Source organism: Bacillus sp. YC2 (genome assembly GCF_019891195.1).
Classification (GTDB): domain Bacteria; phylum Bacillota; class Bacilli; order Bacillales; family Bacillaceae; genus Bacillus.
On record NZ_JAHXDO010000012.1, the window covers coordinates 17,144 to 40,535 of the forward strand.

At 47.0% G+C, this 23,392-nt stretch carries 28 protein-coding genes; 9 read left to right on the plus strand and 19 right to left on the minus strand.

Annotation, left to right across the window (positions count from 1 at the left end; translation table 11 throughout):
• Nucleotides 1–24: 24 nt before the first annotated feature.
• Together KY305_RS16555 and KY305_RS16560 are read right to left on the minus strand one after the other, a co-directional pair.
• Complete coding sequence (locus KY305_RS16555; RefSeq protein WP_223063475.1) at nt 25–558, minus strand: SH3 domain-containing protein; 534 nt, start codon at nt 556–558, stop codon at nt 25–27.
• Between the two features lie 130 nt (nt 559–688).
• Entirely contained in the window at nt 689–958 is a 270-nt protein-coding gene (locus KY305_RS16560) for a YfhJ family protein (RefSeq protein WP_223063476.1), read from the minus strand.
• A 123-nt stretch (nt 959–1,081) separates the two neighbouring features.
• Between KY305_RS16560 and KY305_RS16565 the strand changes: the two genes are divergently transcribed.
• The 3 genes from KY305_RS16565 (at nt 1,082) to KY305_RS16575 (ending at nt 2,653) form a co-directional block, all read left to right on the plus strand.
• Nucleotides 1,082–1,234, plus strand: coding sequence for a small, acid-soluble spore protein K (locus tag KY305_RS16565; protein ID WP_061520358.1), 153 nt, complete (start codon nt 1,082–1,084; stop codon nt 1,232–1,234).
• 146 nt (nt 1,235–1,380) lie between these two features.
• Nucleotides 1,381–2,292 (plus strand): trypsin-like serine peptidase, encoded by a 912-nt coding sequence (locus tag KY305_RS16570; protein WP_223063477.1) that lies wholly within the window; start codon nt 1,381–1,383, stop codon nt 2,290–2,292.
• A complete protein-coding gene (locus KY305_RS16575; protein WP_223063478.1) occupies nt 2,255–2,653 on the plus strand; it encodes a DUF2606 family protein in 399 nt (132 codons plus the stop codon). The genes KY305_RS16570 and KY305_RS16575 overlap by 38 nt, the downstream gene beginning before the upstream one ends.
• A 45-nt stretch (nt 2,654–2,698) precedes the next feature.
• On the opposite strand, the gene KY305_RS16580 is transcribed toward KY305_RS16575, so the two are convergent.
• The 3 genes from KY305_RS16580 to recX all read right to left on the minus strand — a co-directional run bounded on the left by KY305_RS16580 (nt 2,699) and on the right by recX (nt 5,145).
• Entirely contained in the window at nt 2,699–3,892 is a 1,194-nt protein-coding gene (locus tag KY305_RS16580) for an MFS transporter (protein ID WP_223063545.1), read from the minus strand.
• A gap of 140 nt (nt 3,893–4,032) precedes the next feature.
• Nucleotides 4,033–4,347 carry a YfhH family protein gene (locus KY305_RS16585; RefSeq protein WP_223063479.1) on the minus strand — a complete coding sequence of 105 codons (315 nt, stop codon included), beginning with the start codon at nt 4,345–4,347 and terminating at the stop codon, nt 4,033–4,035.
• A 6-nt stretch (nt 4,348–4,353) separates the two neighbouring features.
• Complete coding sequence (gene recX / locus KY305_RS16590; protein ID WP_223063480.1) at nt 4,354–5,145, minus strand: recombination regulator RecX; 792 nt, start codon at nt 5,143–5,145, stop codon at nt 4,354–4,356.
• 90 nt (nt 5,146–5,235) lie between these two features.
• Between recX and KY305_RS16595 the strand changes: the two genes are divergently transcribed.
• The 3 genes from KY305_RS16595 to KY305_RS16605 all read left to right on the plus strand — a co-directional run bounded on the left by KY305_RS16595 (nt 5,236) and on the right by KY305_RS16605 (nt 6,561).
• Nucleotides 5,236–6,135, plus strand: a complete 900-nt coding sequence (locus KY305_RS16595; protein ID WP_223063481.1) for a TIGR01777 family oxidoreductase — start codon at nt 5,236–5,238, stop codon at nt 6,133–6,135.
• A 55-nt stretch (nt 6,136–6,190) separates the two neighbouring features.
• Entirely contained in the window at nt 6,191–6,301 is a 111-nt protein-coding gene (locus tag KY305_RS16600; RefSeq protein ID WP_003155504.1) for a YfhE family protein, read from the plus strand.
• Between the two features lie 68 nt (nt 6,302–6,369).
• Nucleotides 6,370–6,561, plus strand: coding sequence for a YfhD family protein (locus KY305_RS16605; RefSeq protein WP_003155508.1), 192 nt, complete (start codon nt 6,370–6,372; stop codon nt 6,559–6,561).
• Nucleotides 6,562–6,598: 37 nt separating this feature from the next.
• Here KY305_RS16605 and KY305_RS16610 read toward each other — a convergent pair whose 3' ends face one another.
• From KY305_RS16610 to mprF, 3 genes are all read right to left on the minus strand, one after another.
• A complete protein-coding gene (locus KY305_RS16610) occupies nt 6,599–7,183 on the minus strand; it encodes a nitroreductase family protein (RefSeq protein WP_223063482.1) in 585 nt (194 codons plus the stop codon).
• A 76-nt stretch (nt 7,184–7,259) separates the two neighbouring features.
• A complete protein-coding gene (locus KY305_RS16615; RefSeq protein ID WP_223063483.1) occupies nt 7,260–8,144 on the minus strand; it encodes a PhzF family phenazine biosynthesis isomerase in 885 nt (294 codons plus the stop codon).
• 95 nt (nt 8,145–8,239) lie between these two features.
• Complete coding sequence (mprF, locus tag KY305_RS16620) at nt 8,240–10,813, minus strand: bifunctional lysylphosphatidylglycerol flippase/synthetase MprF (RefSeq protein WP_223063484.1); 2,574 nt, start codon at nt 10,811–10,813, stop codon at nt 8,240–8,242.
• A gap of 169 nt (nt 10,814–10,982) precedes the next feature.
• Between mprF and KY305_RS16625 the strand changes: the two genes are divergently transcribed.
• Both KY305_RS16625 and KY305_RS16630 read left to right on the plus strand, forming a co-directional pair.
• Entirely contained in the window at nt 10,983–11,465 is a 483-nt protein-coding gene (locus KY305_RS16625; RefSeq protein WP_214800376.1) for a MarR family transcriptional regulator, read from the plus strand.
• Nucleotides 11,466–11,568: 103 nt separating this feature from the next.
• A complete protein-coding gene (locus KY305_RS16630) occupies nt 11,569–13,161 on the plus strand; it encodes an MFS transporter (RefSeq protein WP_223063485.1) in 1,593 nt (530 codons plus the stop codon).
• On the opposite strand, the gene bstA is transcribed toward KY305_RS16630, so the two are convergent.
• From bstA to KY305_RS16650, 4 genes are all read right to left on the minus strand, one after another.
• Nucleotides 13,127–13,663: a bacillithiol transferase BstA gene (gene bstA, locus KY305_RS16635; RefSeq protein ID WP_223063486.1), complete on the minus strand. Its 537-nt coding sequence runs from the start codon at nt 13,661–13,663 to the stop codon at nt 13,127–13,129. The two genes, KY305_RS16630 and bstA, sit on opposite strands and share 35 nt — an antisense overlap.
• Nucleotides 13,664–13,697: 34 nt before the next feature.
• Nucleotides 13,698–13,970, minus strand: coding sequence for a ribonuclease inhibitor Barstar (locus tag KY305_RS16640; protein WP_223063487.1), 273 nt, complete (start codon nt 13,968–13,970; stop codon nt 13,698–13,700).
• A gap of 125 nt (nt 13,971–14,095) precedes the next feature.
• Nucleotides 14,096–15,187, minus strand: coding sequence for an acyltransferase family protein (locus tag KY305_RS16645; protein WP_223063488.1), 1,092 nt, complete (start codon nt 15,185–15,187; stop codon nt 14,096–14,098).
• A complete protein-coding gene (locus KY305_RS16650; RefSeq protein ID WP_223063489.1) occupies nt 15,178–15,780 on the minus strand; it encodes an NAD(P)H-dependent oxidoreductase in 603 nt (200 codons plus the stop codon). Before KY305_RS16650 ends, KY305_RS16645 begins: the two co-directional genes overlap by 10 nt.
• A gap of 189 nt (nt 15,781–15,969) precedes the next feature.
• Between KY305_RS16650 and KY305_RS16655 the strand changes: the two genes are divergently transcribed.
• Nucleotides 15,970–16,521, plus strand: coding sequence for a PadR family transcriptional regulator (locus KY305_RS16655; protein ID WP_223063490.1), 552 nt, complete (start codon nt 15,970–15,972; stop codon nt 16,519–16,521).
• Nucleotides 16,522–16,558: 37 nt separating this feature from the next.
• Here KY305_RS16655 and cyoE read toward each other — a convergent pair whose 3' ends face one another.
• The 7 genes from cyoE to KY305_RS16685 all read right to left on the minus strand — a co-directional run bounded on the left by cyoE (nt 16,559) and on the right by KY305_RS16685 (nt 23,324).
• Nucleotides 16,559–17,506, minus strand: a complete 948-nt coding sequence (cyoE, locus tag KY305_RS16660) for a heme o synthase (RefSeq protein ID WP_223063491.1) — start codon at nt 17,504–17,506, stop codon at nt 16,559–16,561.
• A 109-nt stretch (nt 17,507–17,615) separates the two neighbouring features.
• Nucleotides 17,616–17,969 (minus strand): helix-turn-helix domain-containing protein, encoded by a 354-nt coding sequence (locus KY305_RS20270; protein WP_316252456.1) that lies wholly within the window; start codon nt 17,967–17,969, stop codon nt 17,616–17,618.
• Nucleotides 17,970–18,069: 100 nt separating this feature from the next.
• A complete protein-coding gene (locus KY305_RS20135; protein ID WP_262417835.1) occupies nt 18,070–18,228 on the minus strand; it encodes a hypothetical protein in 159 nt (52 codons plus the stop codon).
• Nucleotides 18,229–18,347: 119 nt separating this feature from the next.
• On the minus strand, nt 18,348–19,205 hold the full coding sequence (catE, locus tag KY305_RS16670; RefSeq protein WP_223063492.1) for a catechol 2,3-dioxygenase: 858 nt from the start codon (nt 19,203–19,205) through the stop codon (nt 18,348–18,350).
• 16 nt (nt 19,206–19,221) lie between these two features.
• Entirely contained in the window at nt 19,222–19,626 is a 405-nt protein-coding gene (gene catD / locus KY305_RS16675; protein WP_223063493.1) for a DoxX family oxidoreductase CatD, read from the minus strand.
• A 166-nt stretch (nt 19,627–19,792) separates the two neighbouring features.
• Complete coding sequence (locus KY305_RS16680; RefSeq protein WP_223063494.1) at nt 19,793–21,610, minus strand: ABC transporter ATP-binding protein; 1,818 nt, start codon at nt 21,608–21,610, stop codon at nt 19,793–19,795.
• Entirely contained in the window at nt 21,591–23,324 is a 1,734-nt protein-coding gene (locus tag KY305_RS16685) for an ABC transporter ATP-binding protein (protein ID WP_223063495.1), read from the minus strand. The genes KY305_RS16680 and KY305_RS16685 overlap by 20 nt, the downstream gene beginning before the upstream one ends.
• Between the last annotated feature and the right edge of the window lie 68 nt (nt 23,325–23,392).

Below are 23,392 nucleotides of genomic sequence, written 5' to 3' on the forward strand. Positions count from 1 at the left end.
AAAAAAGCAGGCAGATGCGCCTGCCTACTTACTTATTTGGCTTACATCCGCTGTTTTTACGTAGCCTGCTTTTCCTCCGTATGTTACGTACGCCCATTTCCGGTCAAATCCGCCGTCCTTACTGAACCCCCAGCCGAGCAGCGTCACCGTTTTACCGGCTTTAATCGAATCCGTTTTTCCGTTTTCGAGAGTCGGTGAATAAAAAGCGGTTTGTTTCGAAGTCACTGCCTTCGCCGGCTGCTTCATCAGAAAATGAGTTGAGATATAGGCTTCCTGTCCTTTGTATTCAATCTTTGCCCAGTCTGCGCCTTTAAACTGTTTAATCTTTACGGCATCCTCTGAACGGAGCGTTCCTAAAATCTTCCCCTGTGTATTTGGTTCTGTGCGGACGTTGAGTTCTCCTGCTTTGATGATATATGTATCTGCCGCGCTGTCTATTTTTGTTTGCTGACTCTCTGCTGCATTTGCTGCCGGATCAAAAAAGACGGTGCCCGCCGCTAAGAATAAGCAAAGTCCGGCGGCTGGAATAAATGCGGTTAACCCTTTTTTTATGTTCATTTCGGTTCCTCCCCGCTATTTAACAAGTTATTAAACGTTTCCACATTCAGCGAATGATCAAACATGATTTTCCCAATTCTTTTGCAAAAAATAAAAAAAGCCCGCCGGATGTATCCGGCGGACCGATATATTAATGCAGGAGCCCCCTGCTTTGGTCCAAATAATGAGAAACGTCTTCCCGCATGCTTTGGAACATGTGAAGCTTGCTGCCGTAAGATTCAATCCATTCCTTGACGACGCGTTCCGTCATTTGCTCTCCTTGATAAGGGCGTCCCGCTTTTGCATAAGTCGCTTCGAAATCTCCCCATAAAAGCTCAACCCAAGTCCGCGCTTGTAAATAGCTGATCATTTCATTTTTCTCAAGCAGCAAATTCGTCAGTTTATCGATATATGTATTCATGTCTCTGTCTCCTTTCCTTGGGAAAACCTGCTGCTTTTACACAGCATGTCATAGGCATATACTAACTTTACGTCTTCAGTTCAGAAGGCGCAACCTTTTGATATTGGCCGAGGGGGAAAACAAATGGTCCGGAACAAAGCAAAAGGATTTCCTAATCAAAACAATAATAAGTTTGAAGGCGAACCGCGGGCAAAGGATGACTTCGCTTCGAAGCGCGCGGACGGATCGACGAATACGCATCCGCAAGAGCGGATGAGGGCATCCGGCAGACGATAAGAAAGACAGTGAAGAGACTGGGATTGTATCCCGGTCTCTTTTTGTGATAAAAAAACACTCTTCAAGTCATAATGCCGCCTCAATTCCATAATATGTTAAATGTTAAGCCGAAAGTTGGTAGACAAATAAAGGGGGCGTTTTATAAAATGAAGGTAGTTTTTAAACCATTATTGAGCTTTTCCGTTATACTTCTGTCGGTCTTATTATTTACAGCTGCAGCTGAAGCTAAAGGCAATCCGCAAACATCTGTATCCAGCAGCGGCGAGGAGTTTGAAGTTAACCATAACGGACCGTCAAAAACACAGCAGATTTCTCCAGCGTTTGAAGGAACCGGCCGGACAAAAGGACAGCTTACAGAAAACAGCCAAGTAAGCCTGAAATCATTGAAGCCTTCCAGTATTATAGGAACCGACGAGCGAATCAGAATTTCTCCTACGACATCATTTCCTTACAGCGCCACCGTTCAGCTGACAGTCAAATACAGCGGCAGCTCCAGCACCTTCGGATGTACCGGATTCTTCGTCAATCCCAATACAATTGTGACGGCCGGACACTGCGTCTATGATCAGGATAACGGCTGGGCCTCAACGATCACAGCAGCTCCGGGGCGCAACGGGTCGTCATATCCTTACGGCTCATATTCCGGCACGATGTTTTACAGTGTCAAAGGGTGGACAGAAAGCGGAGATACCAACTATGATTACGGCGCGATTAAAGTAAACGGCTCACCGGGAAACAATACCGGCTGGTACGGATACCGGACGACCAACAGCTCCAGTCCCGCAGGGCTTTCCTCATCTGTAACGGGATACCCTTGCGACAAAGTGTCCGGATCGATGTGGTCAGACAGCAAGCCGATTCGTTCTGCTGAGACCTATAAGCTCACCTATACAACAGATACGTTCGGCTGCCAGAGCGGGTCGCCCGTTTATCACAATTACAGCGATACAGGCCAGACTGCAATCGCCATTCATACGAACGGCGGGTCGTCATACAATCAGGGAACAAGGGTGACAAATAATGTATTCGACAACATTAAATATTGGTCAAATCAATAAAAAGGTAATCCTCTTCATCTTTGTGCTGGTTTTATTCGGTTGCAGCAAGGATGATGATTCCGCCTCTGATCAAAAGGCGCTGCCTGTCACTTTCCACTTGGAGGACGCGGACGGTTCACCGGCAGATGGAGTAACGGTCACCGTTGTGAAAGCGCCGAAGTCAGACCAAGAGCCGAATATAGAGCGCGGAGAGATATTAGGCAAAACCGATCAAAACGGCGATATTCAGTGGAAAAGCGGCAGGAAAGGAACATATGCCGTCGCTTTTCAAACAGATGAGATGTCAGAAACCCGTAACGTTACCTTATCAGACCACCATAAAAACACTGTGATTAACTGCAAACTGAAAACATACAAATAAGGCTGAAAAAAAGCTTGCCGGACAGACATCACCGGCAAGCTTTTTTCACCCTTTATGAACTTGGTATTCATATACGTCTTTTTTCTCTGACAAGTGGGCAAAGGTTGAGAGCACGAGGCCGAGCGCCGTCATCAGCGCGCCGCCTGCAAACAGCCATGAGTAAGATCCTGTTCCGCTCAGAATCAATCCCCCGATCCACGCGCCGAGAGCGTTGGCAAGGTTGAATGCGGAAACGCTCACCGCCGCGGCAATGGTTGTGCCGCTTTCAGATGAAGAAATGACCTTTGTCTGTAAAAGCGGCGGCGTGCCGAATGCGCATGCGCCGAATAAAAATGTCGCTGACACGGCTGCGGCAGGAAAGACGGCGACATACGGGAAGATCGCCAATACGCCGATTAAGCCGATCATGACGCCGATCATCGTGCGTGTAAGCAGCTGGAGCGGCACTTTTCCCGCGAAGAAATTACCTGCCACGCCGCCCAGGCCGTAAGCAAAGAGAGCGCCCGTGATGCCGACTGTGCCGAATCCGGCTGAGTTTCTGAGAATCGGTTCAATGAACGTGTAAGCAATAAACACGCCGGAATACCCCAAAATGGTGATGGCAAAGGAATAGATCACTTGCTTATGCTTAAAAACACTCCATTCATTCATCAGCACCGGAATCACTTTCGGTTTTCGATTCGGAACGGTTATCATCAGGCCGATAAATCCGATGATACCCAGAACAGTAATAATGGAAAAGACTGCTCTCCAGTTAAGCGCATCCCCTAAGTAGGAGCCGAACGGAACGCCGAGCATCAGCGCTACGGTTAAACCGCCGTTCATGGAAGCCGCTGCGGCCGCGCGTTTTTCAGGCGGCACCATCTCGCTTGCAAATACCATGGCAATCGCAAAAAATGCCCCGTGGATTGAAGCGGATAAAACTCTGGAAATCGCTAACACAGCAAAGTTAGGCGCGAAAACACTCATCAGATTTGCAAGGACGAAGATGCCCATCAATCCGAGGAGCACCGGTTTTCTAGGCAGTTTGACTGCAAAAATCGTTACGATCGGGCCTGTCAGGCAGACGCTTGCCGCATAGGCTGTGACAAGCATGCCCGCTGAAGATACATGTATATGAAAGTCATCGGCAATCGACGTCAGAATACCCATGACAGCATATTCCGTATACCCGATGGAAAAGGTGCAAATCATTAACACAAAGATGATTAATTTAACAGATGGCTGCTTCTTTTTAATATTCAACGCAAATCGCCTCCTTTTTGATAAAAAACAACGAATTCCATCTTAAAAGATATTTAAAGTGAATTCAATTATTTTTTTACTAAAAACTGAAACGAATGTGCTGAATAGAAAAAGAGGCCGAGCGGCCCCTTATGTTATCTTTTTTCTTGTAAAACGGAAATCGGCAGCGCCTCTTCTTGTTCCGGCGAAGAAGTTCTGTATCCCCAAGCAAAAACACCGTTTAGATATTCGATATGGAATGCGTCATCCGAGCCGTCTATATGATAAACCGTGCCGGGAATGAAATCTTCCGGGTTCAGCATGTAGGCTTTTGCCATCGTGATTTTCCGTTCAAGCACCGCCAGCTCGTTTACAATGCCCATCTGTTCTGCTTTTCTTGCTTGTTCAGTCAGTCCTGCGATTTCTGTTTGTAATTCATGAGGCGTCATATGGCTGTATCGTTTTTCCATGTAGGCTTACTCCTCTTCCTGCAAAAATTGTTCAATGTTATCAAGCGAAAATCCTTTTCTGAATAAGTATTGCTTTACCTTCATTCTGCTTTCATAAGAACCGTCGTAGCGGTATTTACGAATCGCTTTTTCGGCATGCGCCTTCAAGGCTTCCATTTCGGCTTCGTCGTCATTTTCGTATTCGGTCTGCTCCAGAGCTGCATTGATGACGTCGAAGGTAAAGCCCTTTCGCTGCAGCTGCATTTGCGCCCGCTGTTTTATCTCTTTCGTTGACAGCTTTTTATCTTTTTTCAGTACTTTCCCAATATGTTTGAGCGCTTCTTGAATCTGTTCATCGACTGTGAATGCGCTGAGCGTCTCCTTAATGGTATCGTCGTCTATCCCCTTCGTTTTCAGCTCGCGAAACAGAACGTCAGGCCCTTTGCCGTTTGTTTTTTTGTGGGTGCTCGCATAAGCCGCAGCGAACTCTTTGTCATTTAAATAGCTGTAATCGTACAGCTTGCGGATGACTTCGGTAATCACCGTGTCCGGTGTTTCTTTTTTCTTTAAATGGTCTCTCACTTCTTTTTCTGAGCGCATCCTGTACGATAAAAATTCAACGGCGCGGTTAAAGGCTTTTTTTATATCATCTCCGTGCTGAATTTCAAGGATGTCTAGCTCGTCCACTTCTTTTCCTTTTTTCAGATCAAAGCGGACGAGCACATCCGCGTCAACGCTGAATGCATATTTCTCATCAAGAAAGATGTTAAAGCGTTCGGTATTTTTCTTTTGCGTCGATATTTTCGTAATAAACGGCATCCCGGTCTCCTTTCCCGCCAAGTGCTCAGGCGTTTTTCTTTTAATGAAATGAGGTAAAGTATATCTATACATGTGTAAGGAGAGATGGATATGAATATCGCGATGACAGGCGGCACCGGTTTTCTCGGCCGGCATCTGACAGATGTGTTTATCCGGCAGGGACATCATGTCTTTATTTTATCAAGAAAACAGAAAGAAACCGAACAAAAAAATGTGACATATGTTCAATGGCTGGCTGATGGTGCCGCACCTGAGCGTGAGCTTCCCCCTATTGATATATGGGTGAACCTTGCCGGAAAATCCATCTTTGACCGTTGGACGGACAATACGAAAGAACAAATTATCTCGAGCCGCGTTGAAGCGACAAGGGAAGTCAGACGGCTCATTCAGCACCGGCCGGAAAAACCGCAGGCGCTGATTCAGGCGAGCGCGGTCGGCATCTACGGCACGAGCAGGGACAAAACGTTCACTGAGCAATCTTCAACGTCTAATGAAGACTTTCTCAGCCATACGGCTCATATGTGGGAGCGGGAAGGCCAGAAAATAGAGACGCTCGGCATCAGGACGGTGTATGCCAGATTCGGCGTGATGCTCGGTGAAAAAGGAGCTCTTCCGCTGATGGTTCTTCCTTATAAGCTTTTTGCAGGAGGCACGATCGGCTCAGGACGCCAATGGCTCTCATGGATTCATGTGAAGGATGCGGCCCAACTCATCTCCTATGCGGCGGAGCATGACGAGATCTCCGGACCGATGAATGTTACATCACCCAATCCCGTTGAAATGAAACAGTTCGGGCAAATGATTGCAAGCATCTTGCACCGCCCTCACTGGATTCCCGTTCCTGAATTCTTTTTGACTAAAGCATTGGGTGACATGAGCCTGCTGATCGTAAAAGGACAGCGTGCGCTTCCTGAACAGGCGGTGACGGCCGGTTTTCGATTTACGTATGCAGAGCTTGATTTCGCCTTAAAGAAGCTCTTATCTGCATAAAAACGGTAATAAAAGCCAATCCTAAGGGTATTCTGTTTGAAGGAGGTCTTCTTTTATGGAAAAGAAGCGCGAAAAACATCAGCAGGGAGCCAACCTGAAAAAAATGCAGGAAGTTCTTTATTCCGGTGAATTCAAAAAGGCGGAAAGAGCAGCCAAGCGGAAGTAAGCTGCATAAACATCCGGATATGACAAATACTATATTTGTTTGATATCACTTTTTAGGGGGCATTTGATATGGGCAGAAATCATACTCACAAAAACCGTGATAAAAACAAACAAAAGCTTCCGCAAGTTCCTGACGCTCTGAAACGCGAGACTGACGGCACGTATGAGGAATATTCAAGCGAGCTTGCTGATTCCGCCGACCGCGAAGCGCAGGCGCGAATGAAAGCCGCTGACAACAGAGCCAAAAGCAAAACACGCTAATGATAAAATCCCCGCCTCTACAAGAGCGGGGATTTTTTTACATCTCTGTGAACAGACGGCTTGCAGGTGTCCGTTCTTTTGCCTTAGGCTGTTCGTCGGGATAGCCGGTTTGGATGACGGCGGCAAAGCGTTCATTGTCCGCAAGGCCGAAGTCTTGATGGACTTGTTTGTCATAAAGGATTCTGCCGCTTTTCCATACCATTCCGATGCCGTTTTCGTGGGCGAGCAGCTGAAGGTTTTGAATCATGCCGCTTACTGCCGCGAAATCATCGTTTCTTGTAAATTCGTTTTCATCTTCCTTTAAAACGACCAGCAAAAATCCCGGAACGGCGGCGATCGTTTTTCTCATGTTCTGTTCTTTTTCCTCGTTGAAATCATCCTTTATCTTTCTGAAAAATGAGACGTAGCTGTTTGCGAGCTTCACTTTCCCCGCTTCACTTGCCACATAGATAAAACGCCACGGTTCAGTCAGTCTGTGGTTTGGCGCGTAGACTGCGGTTTCCAGCATATCTAATATGACATCAGAAGATACGGTTTCCGGTTTAAATGACCGGATGGATCTTCTGTTTCTGATGGTGTTTTTAAGACTTGAGTTTTGATGCAGTTGTTCGGTTTTCGGCATGCCGATTCACCTTCCTATTCAATTGAAAATGATTATCATTTATAATATAACGGAAAGCACGGCTTTTTGTAAACCTTTACGGCAGCTGAAGATCGATTGATTCGGCATAAACCGCCGTTCCTGTCATCTTAATTTTGATCTTTCCGTTTTCTTCGCCTATATTAATTTCCACTTTTCCGTCTTTACCAATTTCTTGGCCCTGTTCGATCGTCAGCGTCCCGGCATCCGAACCCCCGTATTTTCTCATATATGCCCCCATGACACCCGATGCCGTTCCCGTAACCGGGTCTTCCGTCGTACCGGAAAAAGGGGAAGAAAAATGGCGCCCATGCAGATCACTCTCCGGATGAACCGTTTCAATTGAAAACGGATGAACGCTTGCTTTCGGAAGGTCTTGCAGAATATCCGGAAATTGCTTGTTGTCCGGCACCATGTTTTGTGAGGCTTCAAGTGTTTTTAACGGAACGATCAGCGTCCAAATACCCGTTGAACCATAGACAATCGGAAGCTGATCATGAAAGTCCGCTGCCGTGATACCGAGTGAAGCCGCCAGTTTTTCTTTGTCCCCTGTAAACGGAAGAAATTGCGGGGAAGCCTGTTCGAGCGTGATATACACCCGCCCGTCACGTTCAGAAGCTTCCACGGGAAGAATGCCCGCTTTCGTTTCGATAGTGTACCTTTGATTTGCCTGAAGCCTTCCCTTTTCAATTAATGCATAGAGAGAAGCTACGGTAGCATGGCCGCATAAATTCATTTCGTGCCCGGGCGTAAAGTAGCGGATTTTCACATCGGCTGCCGCACTTTTGCAGAGAAACGAGGTTTCATTGTATCCGGCCTTATGGGCGATCCGCTGCATGTCCTCTTCTGAATAACCGTCTCCGTCTAAGACAACTCCCGCCGGATTTCCCATCTTAGGAACATCGGTAAACGCTTCATATTGTAATACGGTTGCTTGCTTCATACATCAGCCTTCCTTTCTCCTGATCGTCACTTTATTCAGTATAACAAAATAAAATTAGAATTTTTAGTTAATTAAAAACCAAAAAAGACGCCTTGTTAACGGCGTCTTTTTGCTTTATTGTTTCCGATGAGACGGGTGACGAGGATCATTGTGACGGACAGTGATCTGTTTTTGCGGTACGCCAAATACTTTCCGCGCCACTCCGGTTTATATTTTTCTTTAAATGCCCTCAGCCCGCTGAAACTGTACATGTACCGGACATTGTTAAATATCACCGCTGCAATTCTTTCTGACCAGAAGGACGTAAAGGCCGTTCCTACGTTTGATAAGGGCGCCATGCCCATATTGAAGGTGGTATAGCCTCTTTCCTGCGCCCAAAGGAACAGACGGATAAAAAGCGCGTCCATGATGCCGCCAGGGGCGTGTTTCCGATAGCGCATAAGGTCGACTGATATCTCGCCTTCCTGATACATCGGCATAAGATTGGCAAATGCGATGATCTCCCCTTCAGCATCTTTCATATATGCAATCGGGGCCTGTTCCAAATAGTCCCGGTCAAAAAAGCCGAGTGAGAAGCCCTTCTCTTTTTTCCGCCCGAGCCATTCATCTGAAATGTCTTTCAGCTTGGCGATAAACTCGGAGGAAAACGGAGGATCATCCACATGGAACGTATAGCCTTCTCGATCATATTTGTTGTTAATTGCCCTCAGCCCCGCCTTTTTCTTTCCTGACAGGGTGAAGGCATCCATATCGACAAGGGCCTCTTCTCCAAGCTTGAAGAAGTTATAGCCGAAATCGTGGTACAGCCCCATATCTTCCCGCTCGATCTGATAAAACATGACAGTCAGGCCTTGCTTATGGGCCTCGTTCAAAAATTCTTCGATGACAAGCGGAAAAGATTCTTTTTGTCCTGACGGATCACCGAGTACCACAAGCCTTCTGGAAATTTGCCCGAACTGTAAAAGCGCTTTGCCGTCGCTTGAGAAATAAAACCGCTTATCTCCTAAGAAACCAAGATGGCTGAGCGCATTTCCGCCTTCCTCCGCCAGAAATGACTTCAGCCGCTCGGGATCGGCTTCTTCGCCGATCGGCTTCGATCTTTTATGATAAACCATCGTAAATATGAAGAAAAACAGCGGCACGATGACAATGGCCGTAATGGTCGCATATGTAATGTGCGAATTGTTATGGACGAAGTAATCATGGCGCAGCAGCCGGTTCATTCTATCCCAGATAAAACTCGCGATGATGTTGTAGTTAAACAGCGCGACGATAAACAGAGCGGCCGCAAATACCATCTGGCCGAGCGTATAGGATGCCTGCTCCCTGATAAACTGCTTTTTCAGCAGTACAAGCAAGACGATGACGACCGGCAAAATAAAGATGGCGCTGATATTCATTCCTTTTAAGAAACTGAAAACAAATCCGCCGACAAGCGCAGTAACCGCCATTGAATAAGAGCGTTTCGTCCGTTTGTACAATTCAATCGGCAGGATCAAAAGGATCAATGCCGCGCTTAAGGACAAGCCGTTAAATGCAAGCAAAGCCGGACGCGGAATGTGGGGAATGACTGTCTCCCTGTCGATCGGCAATGCGACAGAAGCAAGCACCACAAGCCCTGATACGAATACGATCAGCGATAACGAGCCGTAAAGCATTCTGATTAAAATCGCGCGCTGAAACACTAACAGCACGTTTGTCGTTTCAACAGCCGGAGCCATGCGCGGATTCGTTTCAAGCCGCTTCAGCGTATTTTCCGTCAAGTCACCGGCCGCGAAGAACAGCCCGAACACAAACGGAATAAACGAATACACGATACGATAAATGACGATGGATGTCACCACCGCCTCCTGCGGGTAGCCCATGTTTTGCATGCCGAGCAGAAACAGCAAATCAAACGAGCCCAATCCCCCCGGCACAAGGCTGATGATTCCACCGATGGCGGCGATAGCAAATACACCGAACACATGGCGGACATCAGCCTGGATACCCATAACAAGCAGCGAGTAATACATCACGACAGCGGCCGCAAGCCATTCGGCAAACGAAGCGCCGATGTAAGAAAAAACCGGATGCTTCGGCTTTGCTTCAGCATCTTCTCCCGCCGCTTTTTTATTGTTGATAATTGCGGCAATCAAGGCGGCCGGCACAATAAGCGCCACTCCGGCTACGACGATCCACATCCACGGCTTTTCTCCGGTAATTTCTTCTACCGGCAGCACTCTTGCGAGGGTCAGGATGCTGAAGACGGACAGGCCGAGGAGCGCTGATGATGTGAGCCAGGCGATGCCTGCAACCAAACCTTTTACATCCTTCGTGTGCTCCTTATAAAGCATTGTCCGTAATCCGACACCCGCCAGACCGCCGAACCCAAGCACATTGTTAAAGGAATTGGCGATAAAGGAAACCCTGAACACTTTCCAGTTCGGTATGTCGAGGCGCAGCGTTCGTTTCAGCACAAAATCATAAAAGGACATCGCACTGACCGCAAGCAGGCCGAGCACAACGAGAATAAACAGATCATACCGCTCGATGCCGTTAATGATGTAAAGCGTTCGCTTAAAGGAAAGGTCCGTCAATTCCTTCTTTGATTGATAAATGACTAAAAGCAGAACTGCAATAGGAAATAATACTTTTAATATCGATAAGGCATTTTTTTTAGTCAGCAATGTTCTCTCCAATCATCATAAAATAGCTCTTTTATTATAATTCCCCCAATAATCTCCAACATATTATACACTACCACCTCCTATTCAAACAAAACTCGTCTGTAACTTTCTTTCTCAGCTTAAAATCAGTAATATGATAAGAAGGAGCAAGTGATGAGGAAGTGAGACGATGGAATATAATCTGCATGACACAACGGTTTTAGGCGGCGATATCTTTTCACCTGAGGAACGGGATATTTGGGTGCTTTATATGAAAGTGATGACATCCGCCGGGCTCGGCGATGTTTCGGAATGGATGAAGCTTGATATGAGCATGCCGCAGATGAAGGTGCTGATGCTTTTGAACAATCACGGGACGCTGAAGGTAAGTGAAATCGCAGAAAAAATGGGTGCTTCTCTTTCAAATACGACCGGGCTGCTTGACCGTTTGGAAAAGTCCGGGTTTATCAAACGCGCCCCGTCAGAGAAGGACCGCCGTTCAGTCGTCATTCAATTAACGGAAAATGCGAAAAATATTTTTCGCAGCCTTTATCAAAAAGGACATTTGAAATTAAAGCGTTCACTGGAAACACTGACTGCTGAAGAGAAACAAACGGTTAATCAGGGGCTTGCCATTTTGGCAAAAGCGCTTGAATCCTCCCAGCCAAAATAAATTCCAAGGTCTGCCGATGCCGGCGGGCTTTTTTTGTTTGACATTTAATTCATTCAGAATGAATAATATATTCAAAGTGAATTAAATAGAAAGGATGATCAATATGCCAGAGGCTTTATCAGGACAACAGAGCCAGAAATGGGCCATCAGCCTGTTTACAATCGGCGTGTTTATGGCGGCGCTGGATAATGGAATTATTTCCGCAGCGCTTACGACAATTAACAGCTCTTTTGACGTCTCCCCGTCATGGGGATCGTGGGGAGTCACCCTTTATACATTAGGGCTTAGCGTCAGCGTGCCCATTGTCGGCAAGCTGTCGGATCGTTACGGGCGGAAAAAACTTTTTATGATTGAAGTCGGGCTGTTCGGCCTCGGCTCTTTGCTTGTCGCACTCAGCCAGAGCTTTCCGATGTTTTTAGCGGCAAGGCTGATTCAAGCGCTTGGCGGGGGCGGGATTTTCATTATCGGCAGTTCACATATTCTCGCGGTGCTGCCGAAAGAAAAACAGGGAAAAGCGCTCGGGCTTTTAGGGGCGATGAATGGAATGGCGGCTGTGCTCGGTCCTAATATCGGCAGTTTTTTACTTGATTGGAGCGGGTCGTGGCATTGGCTGTTTTTGATTAATTTACCGATTGCCGCTGCATTGGTTGTGTTCGGCGGATTGTTTATTGCTGAAACGAAAGAGCCTGAAACAAAAAGGCTTGATTTTATCGGCGCGATGATGCTGTCTCTTGCCATTTTGTCCTGTATGATCGGCATTACGAATCTTGACGGGGCTGCTCTTTTGGAAAGCTTGGAGAATGTGAAGGTATTCGGATTTATCGCGGCAGGTGCGCTTCTCTTTTTTGTTATGCTGCGGTACGAAAAGCGAGTCGAAAGCCGGGGAGGTGATCCGATTCTCGCTTACTCGCTTCTTCAGAACAAAGTGTTTCAATGGACGCTTGTGATCGGATTTTTGTCGGGAGGACTGCTCGCTGCGGTCATTTTTATTCCGTCATATGCAGAGCAATATCTGCACGTTTCTGCGGAAAAAGCCGGTTATTGGATGACGCCGCTCGCATTGGCGTCAGGCATCGGCGCATGGCTGGGCGGGGCTCTGACCGATAAAAAAGGCCCGGTTTTTTCAGCCGTTTTATCAGGCTTGATCGCAAGCGCCGGATTCAGTTTATTTCCTTTGTGGGTAACGGAAAAATGGGAGTTTGTCATCGCAAGTGTCATTGCGGGAATAGGATTCGGGTTTTTACTCGGGGCGCCGCTGAATGTACTTGTATCTGAGACTGCCGGCGCGGCTAAAGGAACGGCGCTGGGTACGCTGTCACTGGTCAGGCAGGTCGGCTTGACGCTCGCTCCGACCCTATATGCCGGCTTCATTACAGCCGGCTTTGATCGGATCGGAGATGACATCAGAAACCGTTTAGACAAAAGCGGCTTTCCGGCAGATCAAGCGCACATGCCCGATATTGGAGGCGGGCTTTCATCCATACAGGAACAGGTCAGCCGAATCCCCCTCCCTGCCGTCAAAAAAGCGGTTGCTGATGCCGTTGAAGCAAGCGTCGCAAGCGGCTATCATCATCTCTATGCCGCGGCCGCCGTCATTTCGTTTTGCACAATTGTGTCAGCCTGTATTCTGGCGTTTTTTCGCAAATCGGCTTTATCTAAAACTAACGCCAGTCCATCCGCCGGGAAAGCTCCGTAATATGAGCGATGTGATGCTCAGAATGCCAGACATATAAACCGAGCGCATGCTCAAGTGTTGTCGTCTCCTTCGCTGCTGGATGGAAAAATGTGCGTTTAAATTGGGCATCGGTCATGGAACGCAGCAGATCGGCCCATCTTTTGTGTAAAATCGTCAACAGCTCGATGGAAGCTCCGCAAGCTGCCGTTTTGGAATCATGGAGATCAGCCCAGCCTTTTTCATCGTACGGGCGGATCGCCGGCTCTTCTTCGGTTAAGCTCAATTTAAAACGGATATAACCGTTCATGTGGCTGTCCGCCATATGATGAACCACTTGGCGGACAGTCCATCCCCCTTCACGATACGGTGTATCAAGCTGGCTGTCTGACATTGCGCTGACCGCTTGTTCAAGTTTTGCAGGCGCGTGCTCCAAAGCATAAATCCGCTCCTGTCTCTGTTCAGCCGAAATGGATTCGGCAGGCTTGTATTCTCCTATCGGAAACTTCAGATTCTCTGTTTGCATATTGTTTTCTCCTTCTATAAGCGTTGATAGAGTATTAAGAAAGCGAGATGGTAATGTCACAGCCTTCCGCTTTAGCGTCACGAAAAACCTGCAGCACCGCTTCGGCCCCGGCCCCTGTACTCCGTTTGCTTTGTTCGAATTGCCTCCATTCCAACACGAGCGGGTACTCAACCCATCCGGTCAGACAATCCCATAAGGCGTCAAGGTTCTCACCATAGTAGTCAGGAAGGCTGAGTTCTTGTTTTAACGCCTGGTGAAGGTCGCTCATACTTCTGATCTGTTCACCGTGAATGACTGCTTTGTTCATAGCTGTCTCCTTTCTCTTTTTCTCACCTATCAGTTTACCATCTTTTTCTGGAAGAATGACGGACATGTATGGGGTACCATCCTATCTGTATAAGTGAGAACGGCGGGTCGTCCCGCCGTCCTTTTTCAGCCTGTGTGACCTTGATGCGCCTCCGTATTTTTCCGGGTCTGTTTCGGCTGATAAATTTTTCCGACAAACAGATACCCGTATGTAAACTTGTTCAATGCCCATGACACTAAAATGGGGCCTCCCGTGCAGATCGCAAAAAGCAGGAGGACGGCCGCCGGTAAGGAAATGGATTGAAGATAACCCTCCAGCAGGTAGCCGAGGATTAAAAAGTAAGTGTGAAGCAGATAGATAGAAAAAGAATAGTTGCTGATGAACATCACAATCGCTGGCACTTTTTTCAGTCTTGAAAAGAGGCGGAAGCACAGAAAGATGATACTGACCGCATAAATCATAATGTCCGGCCGTTTTGAGGAAATGGTTCCTTCTGTGTTGCCATATGAAACTGCAACGATTAATATGGCCGAGAGAACCGCACTAAGGTAAACGGCATAGCGGTATTGAGTGATCAGCGCCAAGAAGCGTTTATATTCCTTGCCGCAGTAAAACGCCAGACAAAAGTAGAAAAGCCAGCCCGGAAACGGCACCCAGAAGAACGGAAATATTGAATCCAGCCCGGAGGAAGACGGAGGATTGATGATTGAGAAATAGGTCAGATACACTGCATTGATTATAAAAGAAACCGACAGAACCCATGCAGGAGACGTCTTTTTCAGCCAGCCGTGCAGCAGCATGTGAAGAATATAAAACTGAAAAATCACAAGTATGAAGTAACCGATAAATTGGCCGAGAAATACGTTTTCTAAGAATTTTCCGACAATAGGGATAAAACCGTTATCATCCTCCGCCAATCCTTTCATCATGATGGCATCAAGCGCGGCGATAAACAGAAACGGCACAAAAATGACCTTTCCCCTTTGCTTTAAAAACCCCGCCGGCACGCCTTCCGGATAAGAGCGGGCAAGCAGAAATTCCGAGATAAAGATAAACGCGGGCGTGCTGAACATCAAAAGCGTCCGGAACGAATCTGCGGTGTGAGCGATTTCTGAAACGGCTTCCGCTTGAATCATCAGCACCATTGTAACGACATGGAGCAGGACGACACTTAAACAAGACAGACAGCGAATGACGAAGATTTCTTTTATTTGCATGCTGCGGCTCCTTTTTCACAAGCGCGGCGGACTTTGGCGTATGCTTGGCGCAGCCATTTTTCCCGAAGCTCGGGTGTGCTGTCTTTTACGACTGAGAAGAGGTTGCGCTCCGCTTTTTGAATGCCGCAAAATTGCAAAATGCCTTTTTTTAACGTAATCCAGTCCGCGTTTTTCCGGAACCACTTTAAGTACCAGTTCGGTGAATCCGCCGTATAAAAGATCTGGGCTGTCTGTGCGGGGAGCAATCCTTTTACACGGCCGTTTTCAAATGTGTAGGCTTCTCCGGCGACAAGCACCCTGTCAAAAAAGCCTTTTAAAATCGCCGGCACGCCTCCCCACCACAGCGGGTAAATCAGGATGAGATGGTCCGCCTCTTTCATCAGCTTCCGGTATTCCTTTGTTTCAGCGTCCCGGCTCATGTCAGACCGCCTTTTCTCTCCGCCGTACCGCAGGACGGGATCAAATTGATCGGCATATAAATCAATGACCGTATACTTTTGGCCGCTGTCCTTTAATGCCATTGCGACGTATTTCAGAATAGCGGCATTGAAACTGTTCTGATCCGGATTTGCATAAACAATCACCGTGTTCATAAGCCCCTCCCAGTATTTTTATAATTTTACAATGATTATATCATTATGACATATAAAAGAGGTAAGCACACGGTCTTGAAGATCCCCTGTATCTTAACCTGCTGCTCACTACCGCTTTTCCTGAGTCTTCTGCGTTTCCGAACTTCCTATGGTATACTAACTGTCAAATGAGTTGGCTTGGAGGACATCATGAGAATTTTAAAATACGCGATTTTAGGGCTTTTGCGAAAAGGCGAATTGAGCGGATATGATATAACGAGTTATTTTAAAGAAGAGCTGGGCCAGTTTTGGAGCGCGAAGCACAGCCAGATTTACCCTGAATTAAAAAAGCTGACGGATGAAGGATTTATTACGTTTCGGACGGCGATTCAAGGGACGAAGATGGAGAAAAAAATGTACACGCTGACCGAAAGCGGAGAGCGTGAACTTGCTGCCTGGATGACGAAAAAGGAGCCGATTCCGGAAACGGTCAAGGATGAATTTATGCTGAAGGCTTATTTCATATCGGCTTTAACGAAAGAAGAAGCGGATGATTTATTCGCGGACCAGCTGCAAAAGCGAAAGCTGAAACTGGCTGATCTGGAAAACAGTTATGATGAGCTGATGGCATCCTCTAAGGAGGCCGAGTCATTTACTTCACCAGATTTCGGCCATTATCTCGTACTGACGAAAGCACTTGAACGCGAACGGAATTATATAATCTGGCTTGAGCACATTTTGGCTCTCATCAAAGAAGCATAAACGAAACAGGCGGCTCTTTAAAAATGAGCCGCTTTTTTTACGGAATGAAAAATGCCGTGACCAACGAATCAGCCATCATGATGATAAACAATAAACTGAAATAGACGATCGAATAGATAAACATCCCCTTCGCCCATTGAATATCATCGGCTGATGTAAAGCCGCGGATCCCCTTATACACCCAGATGGCCCCGAGTATCAAAGCAGAAACAGCGTAAAACGGGCTGACATGCATATAAAAAGGCACCAGGAGCGTAACGGCGGCCAGAATCAGAATATAGCGCATCATTTTTATTTTTGTCATGTGATTGCCTTTTATCACCGGCAAAAGCGGTATGCCGGCGGCCCGGTATTCTTCCTTCCGTCTGATCCCGATCGCCCAAAAATGCGGCGGCTGCCACAAAAACATGATGGCATACAAGATCACCGCCGGCATGTCGATATCCCCCGTCAGCGCGCAATACCCGATCAAGGGCGGTGCTGCACCGGGGAAGCTGCCGATGAATGTGCTCCATACCGAGTGTCTCTTAAACCAAAGTGTATAGACGACTGCGTATAACAAAAAAGCGCTCAGCCCGAGAATGGCGGTCAGTATGTTGAGTGAAGCGAGCATGCTTAATCCGGCGGCGCCCAGACAGGTTCCGAATGTAATGATCGCCGCCGGCGGAATTTTTCCGGTAACAGATGCGCGATTTCGTGTGCGCGCCATTTTGGCATCCATGTTTCGGTCAAAGCAGTTGTTAAAGACGGTGCTTGACGCCATGACAAACGCCGTCCCGATCATCGCAATGGCCATGGTAGCGACAATATTGTGCCCTTCGCCTGTTTTTTCTGAATGTAACCACGCCATCCAAAATCCGCTAAATGCGGCGAGTGAATTCGATATGATAATTCCCGGCTTGGCAAGAATGATAAAGTCTTTGACGGTCACCCTGGCCGGTTTGTTATTCATGCGCTGCTCTGTCCCGACTGCATTTGAATTCATATTTTTGGGTTCTCCCTTTTTTTCGCCCATCATAGCAGGAAGAATCAGGAATAACAATTCTTTTTGCGCCCTTTTCACACAATTGTAAATATTAATGCTGCTCTTTTTGCTAGACTTTGACGTTTGCCTTTTTATATAAAGAGCGAAACTGTCCGGGAGAGCTGCCCATTTTCGCCTTGAATACTCTCATAAAATAGTGGATCGTCAAACCGACCTCTTCTGCAATTTGTTTAATGGATAAGTCGGTTGATTTAAGCAGGGAAGCCGCTTGTTTCACCCGTTCATGCCGGACAAATTCGGAATAACTGACGCCTGTTTCTGATACAAACAGCCTGGACAGATGGGTCCCGAGATATGAAAGTGGCTTGAGACGCCGGCCAGCAGCAGCGGCGGCAAAAATTGTCTTTAATATGAAGTTTGACTTGCGTGAGCAGAGCAGAAGATGTTTCGATCGACTCTTGATGCGGCAGGGGAGCCGCGGTTTGCAGCAGTGTCAAAATAAGCGAGCAGGCCATATTTGTTAGAATTTCTTTACAAATACCTGACCGGGGCGGGCCGCTTAATCAAAGGCGACATAAAAAAGGCTTAAGCCCGTTTCGCTTTTGATTTGGTGAATAACGCCGGGGCGGGTGACAAATATCGTATTTTCTTGAAAGGGGATACGTTTTTTTCTCCTTCTGGTTCAACGCGATTTTACCTGAAATAAGCTGGTTCCACTTCAATGATAATCCTCCTTAGGGCATGCATTTTCATCTCAGATTATCCCCTTTCCGGTTCCTTTTTAAGAAAATTTCCAGAAAAACAAAACACCTTGCGCATGTAAGCAGCAAGGTGTTTTCGTTTATAGTGTAAAGGCGATATGCGCCCCGGAAACCGGATCTTTGACGAATATGCCTTCTTGTTTTTCTTCAACCGGATATCCGGCATCAGTCAAAGCAAGCGTCACCCGTGACAGCTCCTTTTGATTCGGCAGCACGATGGTGTAATAGTCCAGTCCGCTGGCGTTCGCCGGTTTCGGCGGTGCGTTTTTTCCGGCCCAAATATTCAGGCCGATATGATGGTGATAGCCTCCTGCCGAGATAAACAGGGCGGACATGCCTGCGTAATTGCCGACAATGTCAAAGCCGAGTACATCGGTGTAAAAGGCTTTGGCTTCCTGTAAATCAGTGACATGCAAATGAATATGGCCGATGACTGTTCCTTCCGGCAGCCTGCTTTTACGCTCAGCTCCGGCCTCTTCCAGCAGTCCTTCGACATCGACAGGCGCTGTCGTCATGACATAGTTGCCGTCAGAATCGCGCCGCCACGTGCTGCGGGGGCGATCGGCGTATATTTCAATGCCGTTTCCGTCCGGGTCAGACAGATAAAGGGCCTCACTCACGGCATGATCACCCTGACCGAGCGCAATGCCGTTTTCGATCAGCCGGGCCAGCGCAATGCCGAGTTCTTTCCTGTCAGGGAGAAGAATCGCAAAATGGTAAAGGCCGGTGACTGTTCGTTCAGGCAGGACGACGGCACTCGGGTTTTCTTCAAGCACCAGCAGCACTTGTTTTCCGTCAGCCGATAATTCTGCGGTATGCTCCGTTTGTGAGACGATCTGAAAGCCAATCACATTTTGGTAAAAGGCGAGCGATCGTTCCAGGCTTTTGATCGTCAGTTTGACATAACCGATTGCTGTATCTTTATGAATGCTGGTCATTTGAATGCCTTCTTTCTTATGCTGAGAAATTTTCTCCCTTTTTTGTTTTGAAAAGGAGCTGGTCAAGTGCAAGCAGACGGCTTCCTGAAAGGGCTAAGTGAATGGAAGCAACTAATAAAATGAAATCAAATTCTGATCCGCCCATAAATGGAGCCGAAAGCTTCGCCGTGAAGATGGCTCCGATTAACGTAATGGCAAACAGAGCGCCGATGACGCGTGTCGCCAAACCGAAAAAGATCAGAACGCCGCCGGCTAGTTCAATCGTTGCGATTACGTAAACCAGAAAGGCAGGAAGTCCGATGCTTTGGAAAAATTGCATAGTCCCTTCTAATCCTTGAAATTTTGATAAGCCGTGAACAAAAAAGATAATACCTGTAACAACCCTTAAAAGTAATGTACCTGCTTCGAATGATTTATTCATAAAATCCTCCTTGAAAATTATTATCACTTACTTTATGTAAGCTAGTATATATACATAACTTGTTTACGTCAAGTAATTTTGTTACATTTTCCGAAAATAACTTAAAAGTACTATAGATTGGCGCAAAAAAAGGCCTCCGCACATTGCCAGGGGCCTTTTTCCCTATTTACGATTGATGAAACTGGCTTTCGTATAACTCATTGTAAAAGCCTTTTTGCTGCAGAAGTTCGGCATGGCTTCCTTTTTCAGCCATTTCTCCGTCCTTTAACACAAGAATCTGATCGGCTCTTTGAATCGTGTTCAGCCTGTGGGCGATGATGACGCTTGTTCTGCCCTCCATTAAACGGCCGAGCGCTTCTTGTATTTTCACTACTGTCACTGTATCAATGTTGCTTGTCGCTTCATCCAATATCAAGAGAACCGGGTCTGCCAAAACGGCCCTCGCAATAGAAATGAGCTGCTTTTGTCCTTGGCTGATGCCGGCTCCGTTTTGGGTAAGAACCGTATCATAGCCTTTCGGCAGCCGTTCAATGAAGCTGTGGGCATTGGCTGCTTTTGCGGCTTCCTCTACCTCTTGGTCAGAGGCGTCCAGACGTCCGTAGCGGATATTCTCCCTGATTGTGCCCTGGAACAGAAATGAATCTTGAAGAACAAACCCCATGTTTTTTCGCAGGCTGGATCTTGTCATCTTTTTTATATCCGTGCCGTCAATGAGAATTTTTCCTTCGTTCGGTTCATAAAAGCGGGCGAGAAGATTGGTAACAGTCGTTTTTCCCGCGCCTGTCGGACCGACAAACGCGATGGATTGTCCCGCTGGCACTGTAAAGCTGAGGTGTTTCAGCGTCTGACTCCCTTCCTCATATCCGAAAGAGACGTGGCGGAATTCAATGGCGCCTGTTTGAATCGGCTGATACAAGGCGTTCTTTTCATCCTCCCGTTCTTCTTTTTCATCGAGCACATCGAAGACACGTTCAGCTCCTGCAATGGCAGACAACATCGTATTAAATTGGTTGGCGAGATCGTTCAAAGGGCGGGTAAACTGTCTTGAATACTCTGCGAACACCACGATTGAGCCAATCGTAATCCAGCCCTTTAACGCAAACCAACCGCCGATGGCCGCAATAATCGTAAAACTTAGGTTGTTCAACGTATTCATCACCTTCGGGATAAAGCCGGAAATTGTCTGCGCCCAAAAGCCAGATGCCTTCAGGCTGTCGTTTTTTTCTAAAAACTCAGCGGTCACCTGTTCTTCCCGTGAATACGCTTTGATGACCTTTGCGCCTGAAATAGATTCTTCAATATAGCCATTTAGCTCGCCAAGGTTTTTTTGCTGCTCTTTAAAAAGCTTTCCCGTACGGTTGGTGATCCATTTGATGCTGACCGCCATAATCGGTACGATAATCAGCGTAATGAGCGTCAGCAGCGGGTTCATGTACAGCATCACTGAGATTGTTCCTGCAAAGGTGATGACGCTTGATAAAATTTGGATGACCGACGTGTTTAAGGTTGAACTGACATTTTCAATATCATTCGTCACCCGGCTCATCAGCTCGCCGTGCCGCTGTTTATCGAAGAACGGAATCGGCAGCTCGTGCAAGTGGGTGAACAGCTCACTCCGCATTCTGAATACAGTGCTTTGGGAAATATTAATCATCCAATAGTTTTGAAACCATAAAGACAGGGACTGGATGACGTAGATCCCTAACAAGCCAAGCAATACCGGAAAAAGCCCGCTTGCCGTCCGGCCGACAATAAAATGATCGATGGCGCGGCCGATCACAATAGGTCCAAGCAGGCCAAACACGGCACTGACCACAACCATGATCATGACAAGTGTGAGCATGCCTTTTTTCTCGGCCAAGTAAGACCACATTCTGCCTAGCGTCCCTTTGGCATCCTTTGCTTTCGTTCTTTTTTTGGAGCGGTCTTTTTGATCAATAGGTATTTTCTTATATTGGAAAGGACTACGAATGTCTTTCAGCATGACCAGCCCCCTCCTTTCCGAATTGAGACTCGTAAATAAGCTGATACAAATGAGACTGTGACAGCAGCTCGTGATGCGTGCCTTTTTCGATCAGTTCGCCGTCTTCAAGAAGCAATATGACATCAGCTTTCATGGCCGTGCTGACTTTTTGGGTGATGATCAGTGTTGTGCACTCATAAGCGCTGATCGCTTCAAGCAGTTTTCCTTCTGTTTGCAGGTCAAGGGCGCTTGTACTGTCATCCAATAAAAGAATGGCAGGCTTTCTGATAAAAGCTCTGGCGATGGAAATTCTTTGTTTCTGACCGCCTGACAAATTGACGCCCTTTTGCCCAAGCACCGTATCATAGCCTTTCGGGAGCTTCATAATCGTGTCATGAATTTGCGCGCTTTTGGCCGCTTCCATTACTTCATCTAGTGAAGCATTTTCTTTGCCCCAGGCGATATTTTCCCTGATCGTTCCCGAGAAGAGCAGCACTTCCTGCGGAACGTAGCCGATCTGCCTCCGAAGCCCTTCAGCCGGAAATTCGCCAATCGGCTTCCGGTCAATCAAAACCCTGCCTGAATCCGGTTTGTATAGCCGCGGAATTAACTGAAAGAGCGTTGATTTTCCAGAGCCTGTCGCTCCTAATAGCGCAATCGTTTCCTTTGGTTTTGCTGTAAAGGTTATGTGCTGAAGCGCTTCTCTTTCCATATCGGGATAGCGGAATGACACATCTTCAAAATCAATACGGCCGTTCAGCGGCGCATCCGTTTTGCCGTGCTCCCGTTCGCCATCTTCTGTCTCAAGCACCTCTCCGATCCTTTCCCCGGAAGCTTTCGCTCGTGAAAAAATCATAATCAAGAACGGAAAAACGGACAAAGCGCCTGTAATGCGTGTGGCGTAGTTAATAATCGCGACAACATCACCGACCTGTGCACCGTTTTTTGTTACGCTATTGGCGCCAAGCCACAAAATAAACAGAATGCATATATTCATTAACAGCATCAAAACAGGCATCGTTGCTTCAACAAGGCGAAAGGCCGAGACCGTTTTTTGCATCAGTATGGTATTTGATTTCAGAAACCGTTTGATCTCGTGGCTCCCGCGAAGCAGCGCCTTGATCAGTTTAATAGCCGCCAGGTTTTCCTGCATGATGGTGTTCACTTGGTCAAGCCGTCTCTGCACAGAGCGGAACAGCGAGCCCCCTTTTTTTAATACCCAAAGTAAAAAAAGAATCAAAATCGGAATCGTCACAAGCAGAAAAAAACCGAGCTTTACATTGACAACCACTGATAAAATAACACCGCCGACAATCATTAAAGGCGCCCGAAGCATAAACCTGAGACTCATGAAAATCATATTTTGAACCTGTGTCACGTCATTGGTCAGCCTCGTAATAAATGATGAGGAGGAAAACTGCGCAAAAGCAGAAAAAGAGAAGGACTGGATTTTTTGAAATATCCCTTTTCTCGTATCGTAAGCATAGCTTTGGCTGACATGAGCCGCATAGAAGGAATTCAGCATTCCCGCCGCAAATGACACCAGAGTAAGCCCGACCATTACAGCTCCCCATACCCAGACTGTCTTAAGGTCTTGTTTCAAAATCCCCTCATCTATAATTTTTGCGATAAGAAGAGGCTGCACAAGCTCTACCGCAAGCTCAGTCAGCATAAGGACAAGAGCTATCCCCGCTATCAAATAGTATGGTTTTAAGTATGATAAAGCCTTTGACATCTGAAAGCCTCCCAAACCTGTTTATCAATATGTATATTTATTTTATTTGTTTGTCTTAAATGAATAAA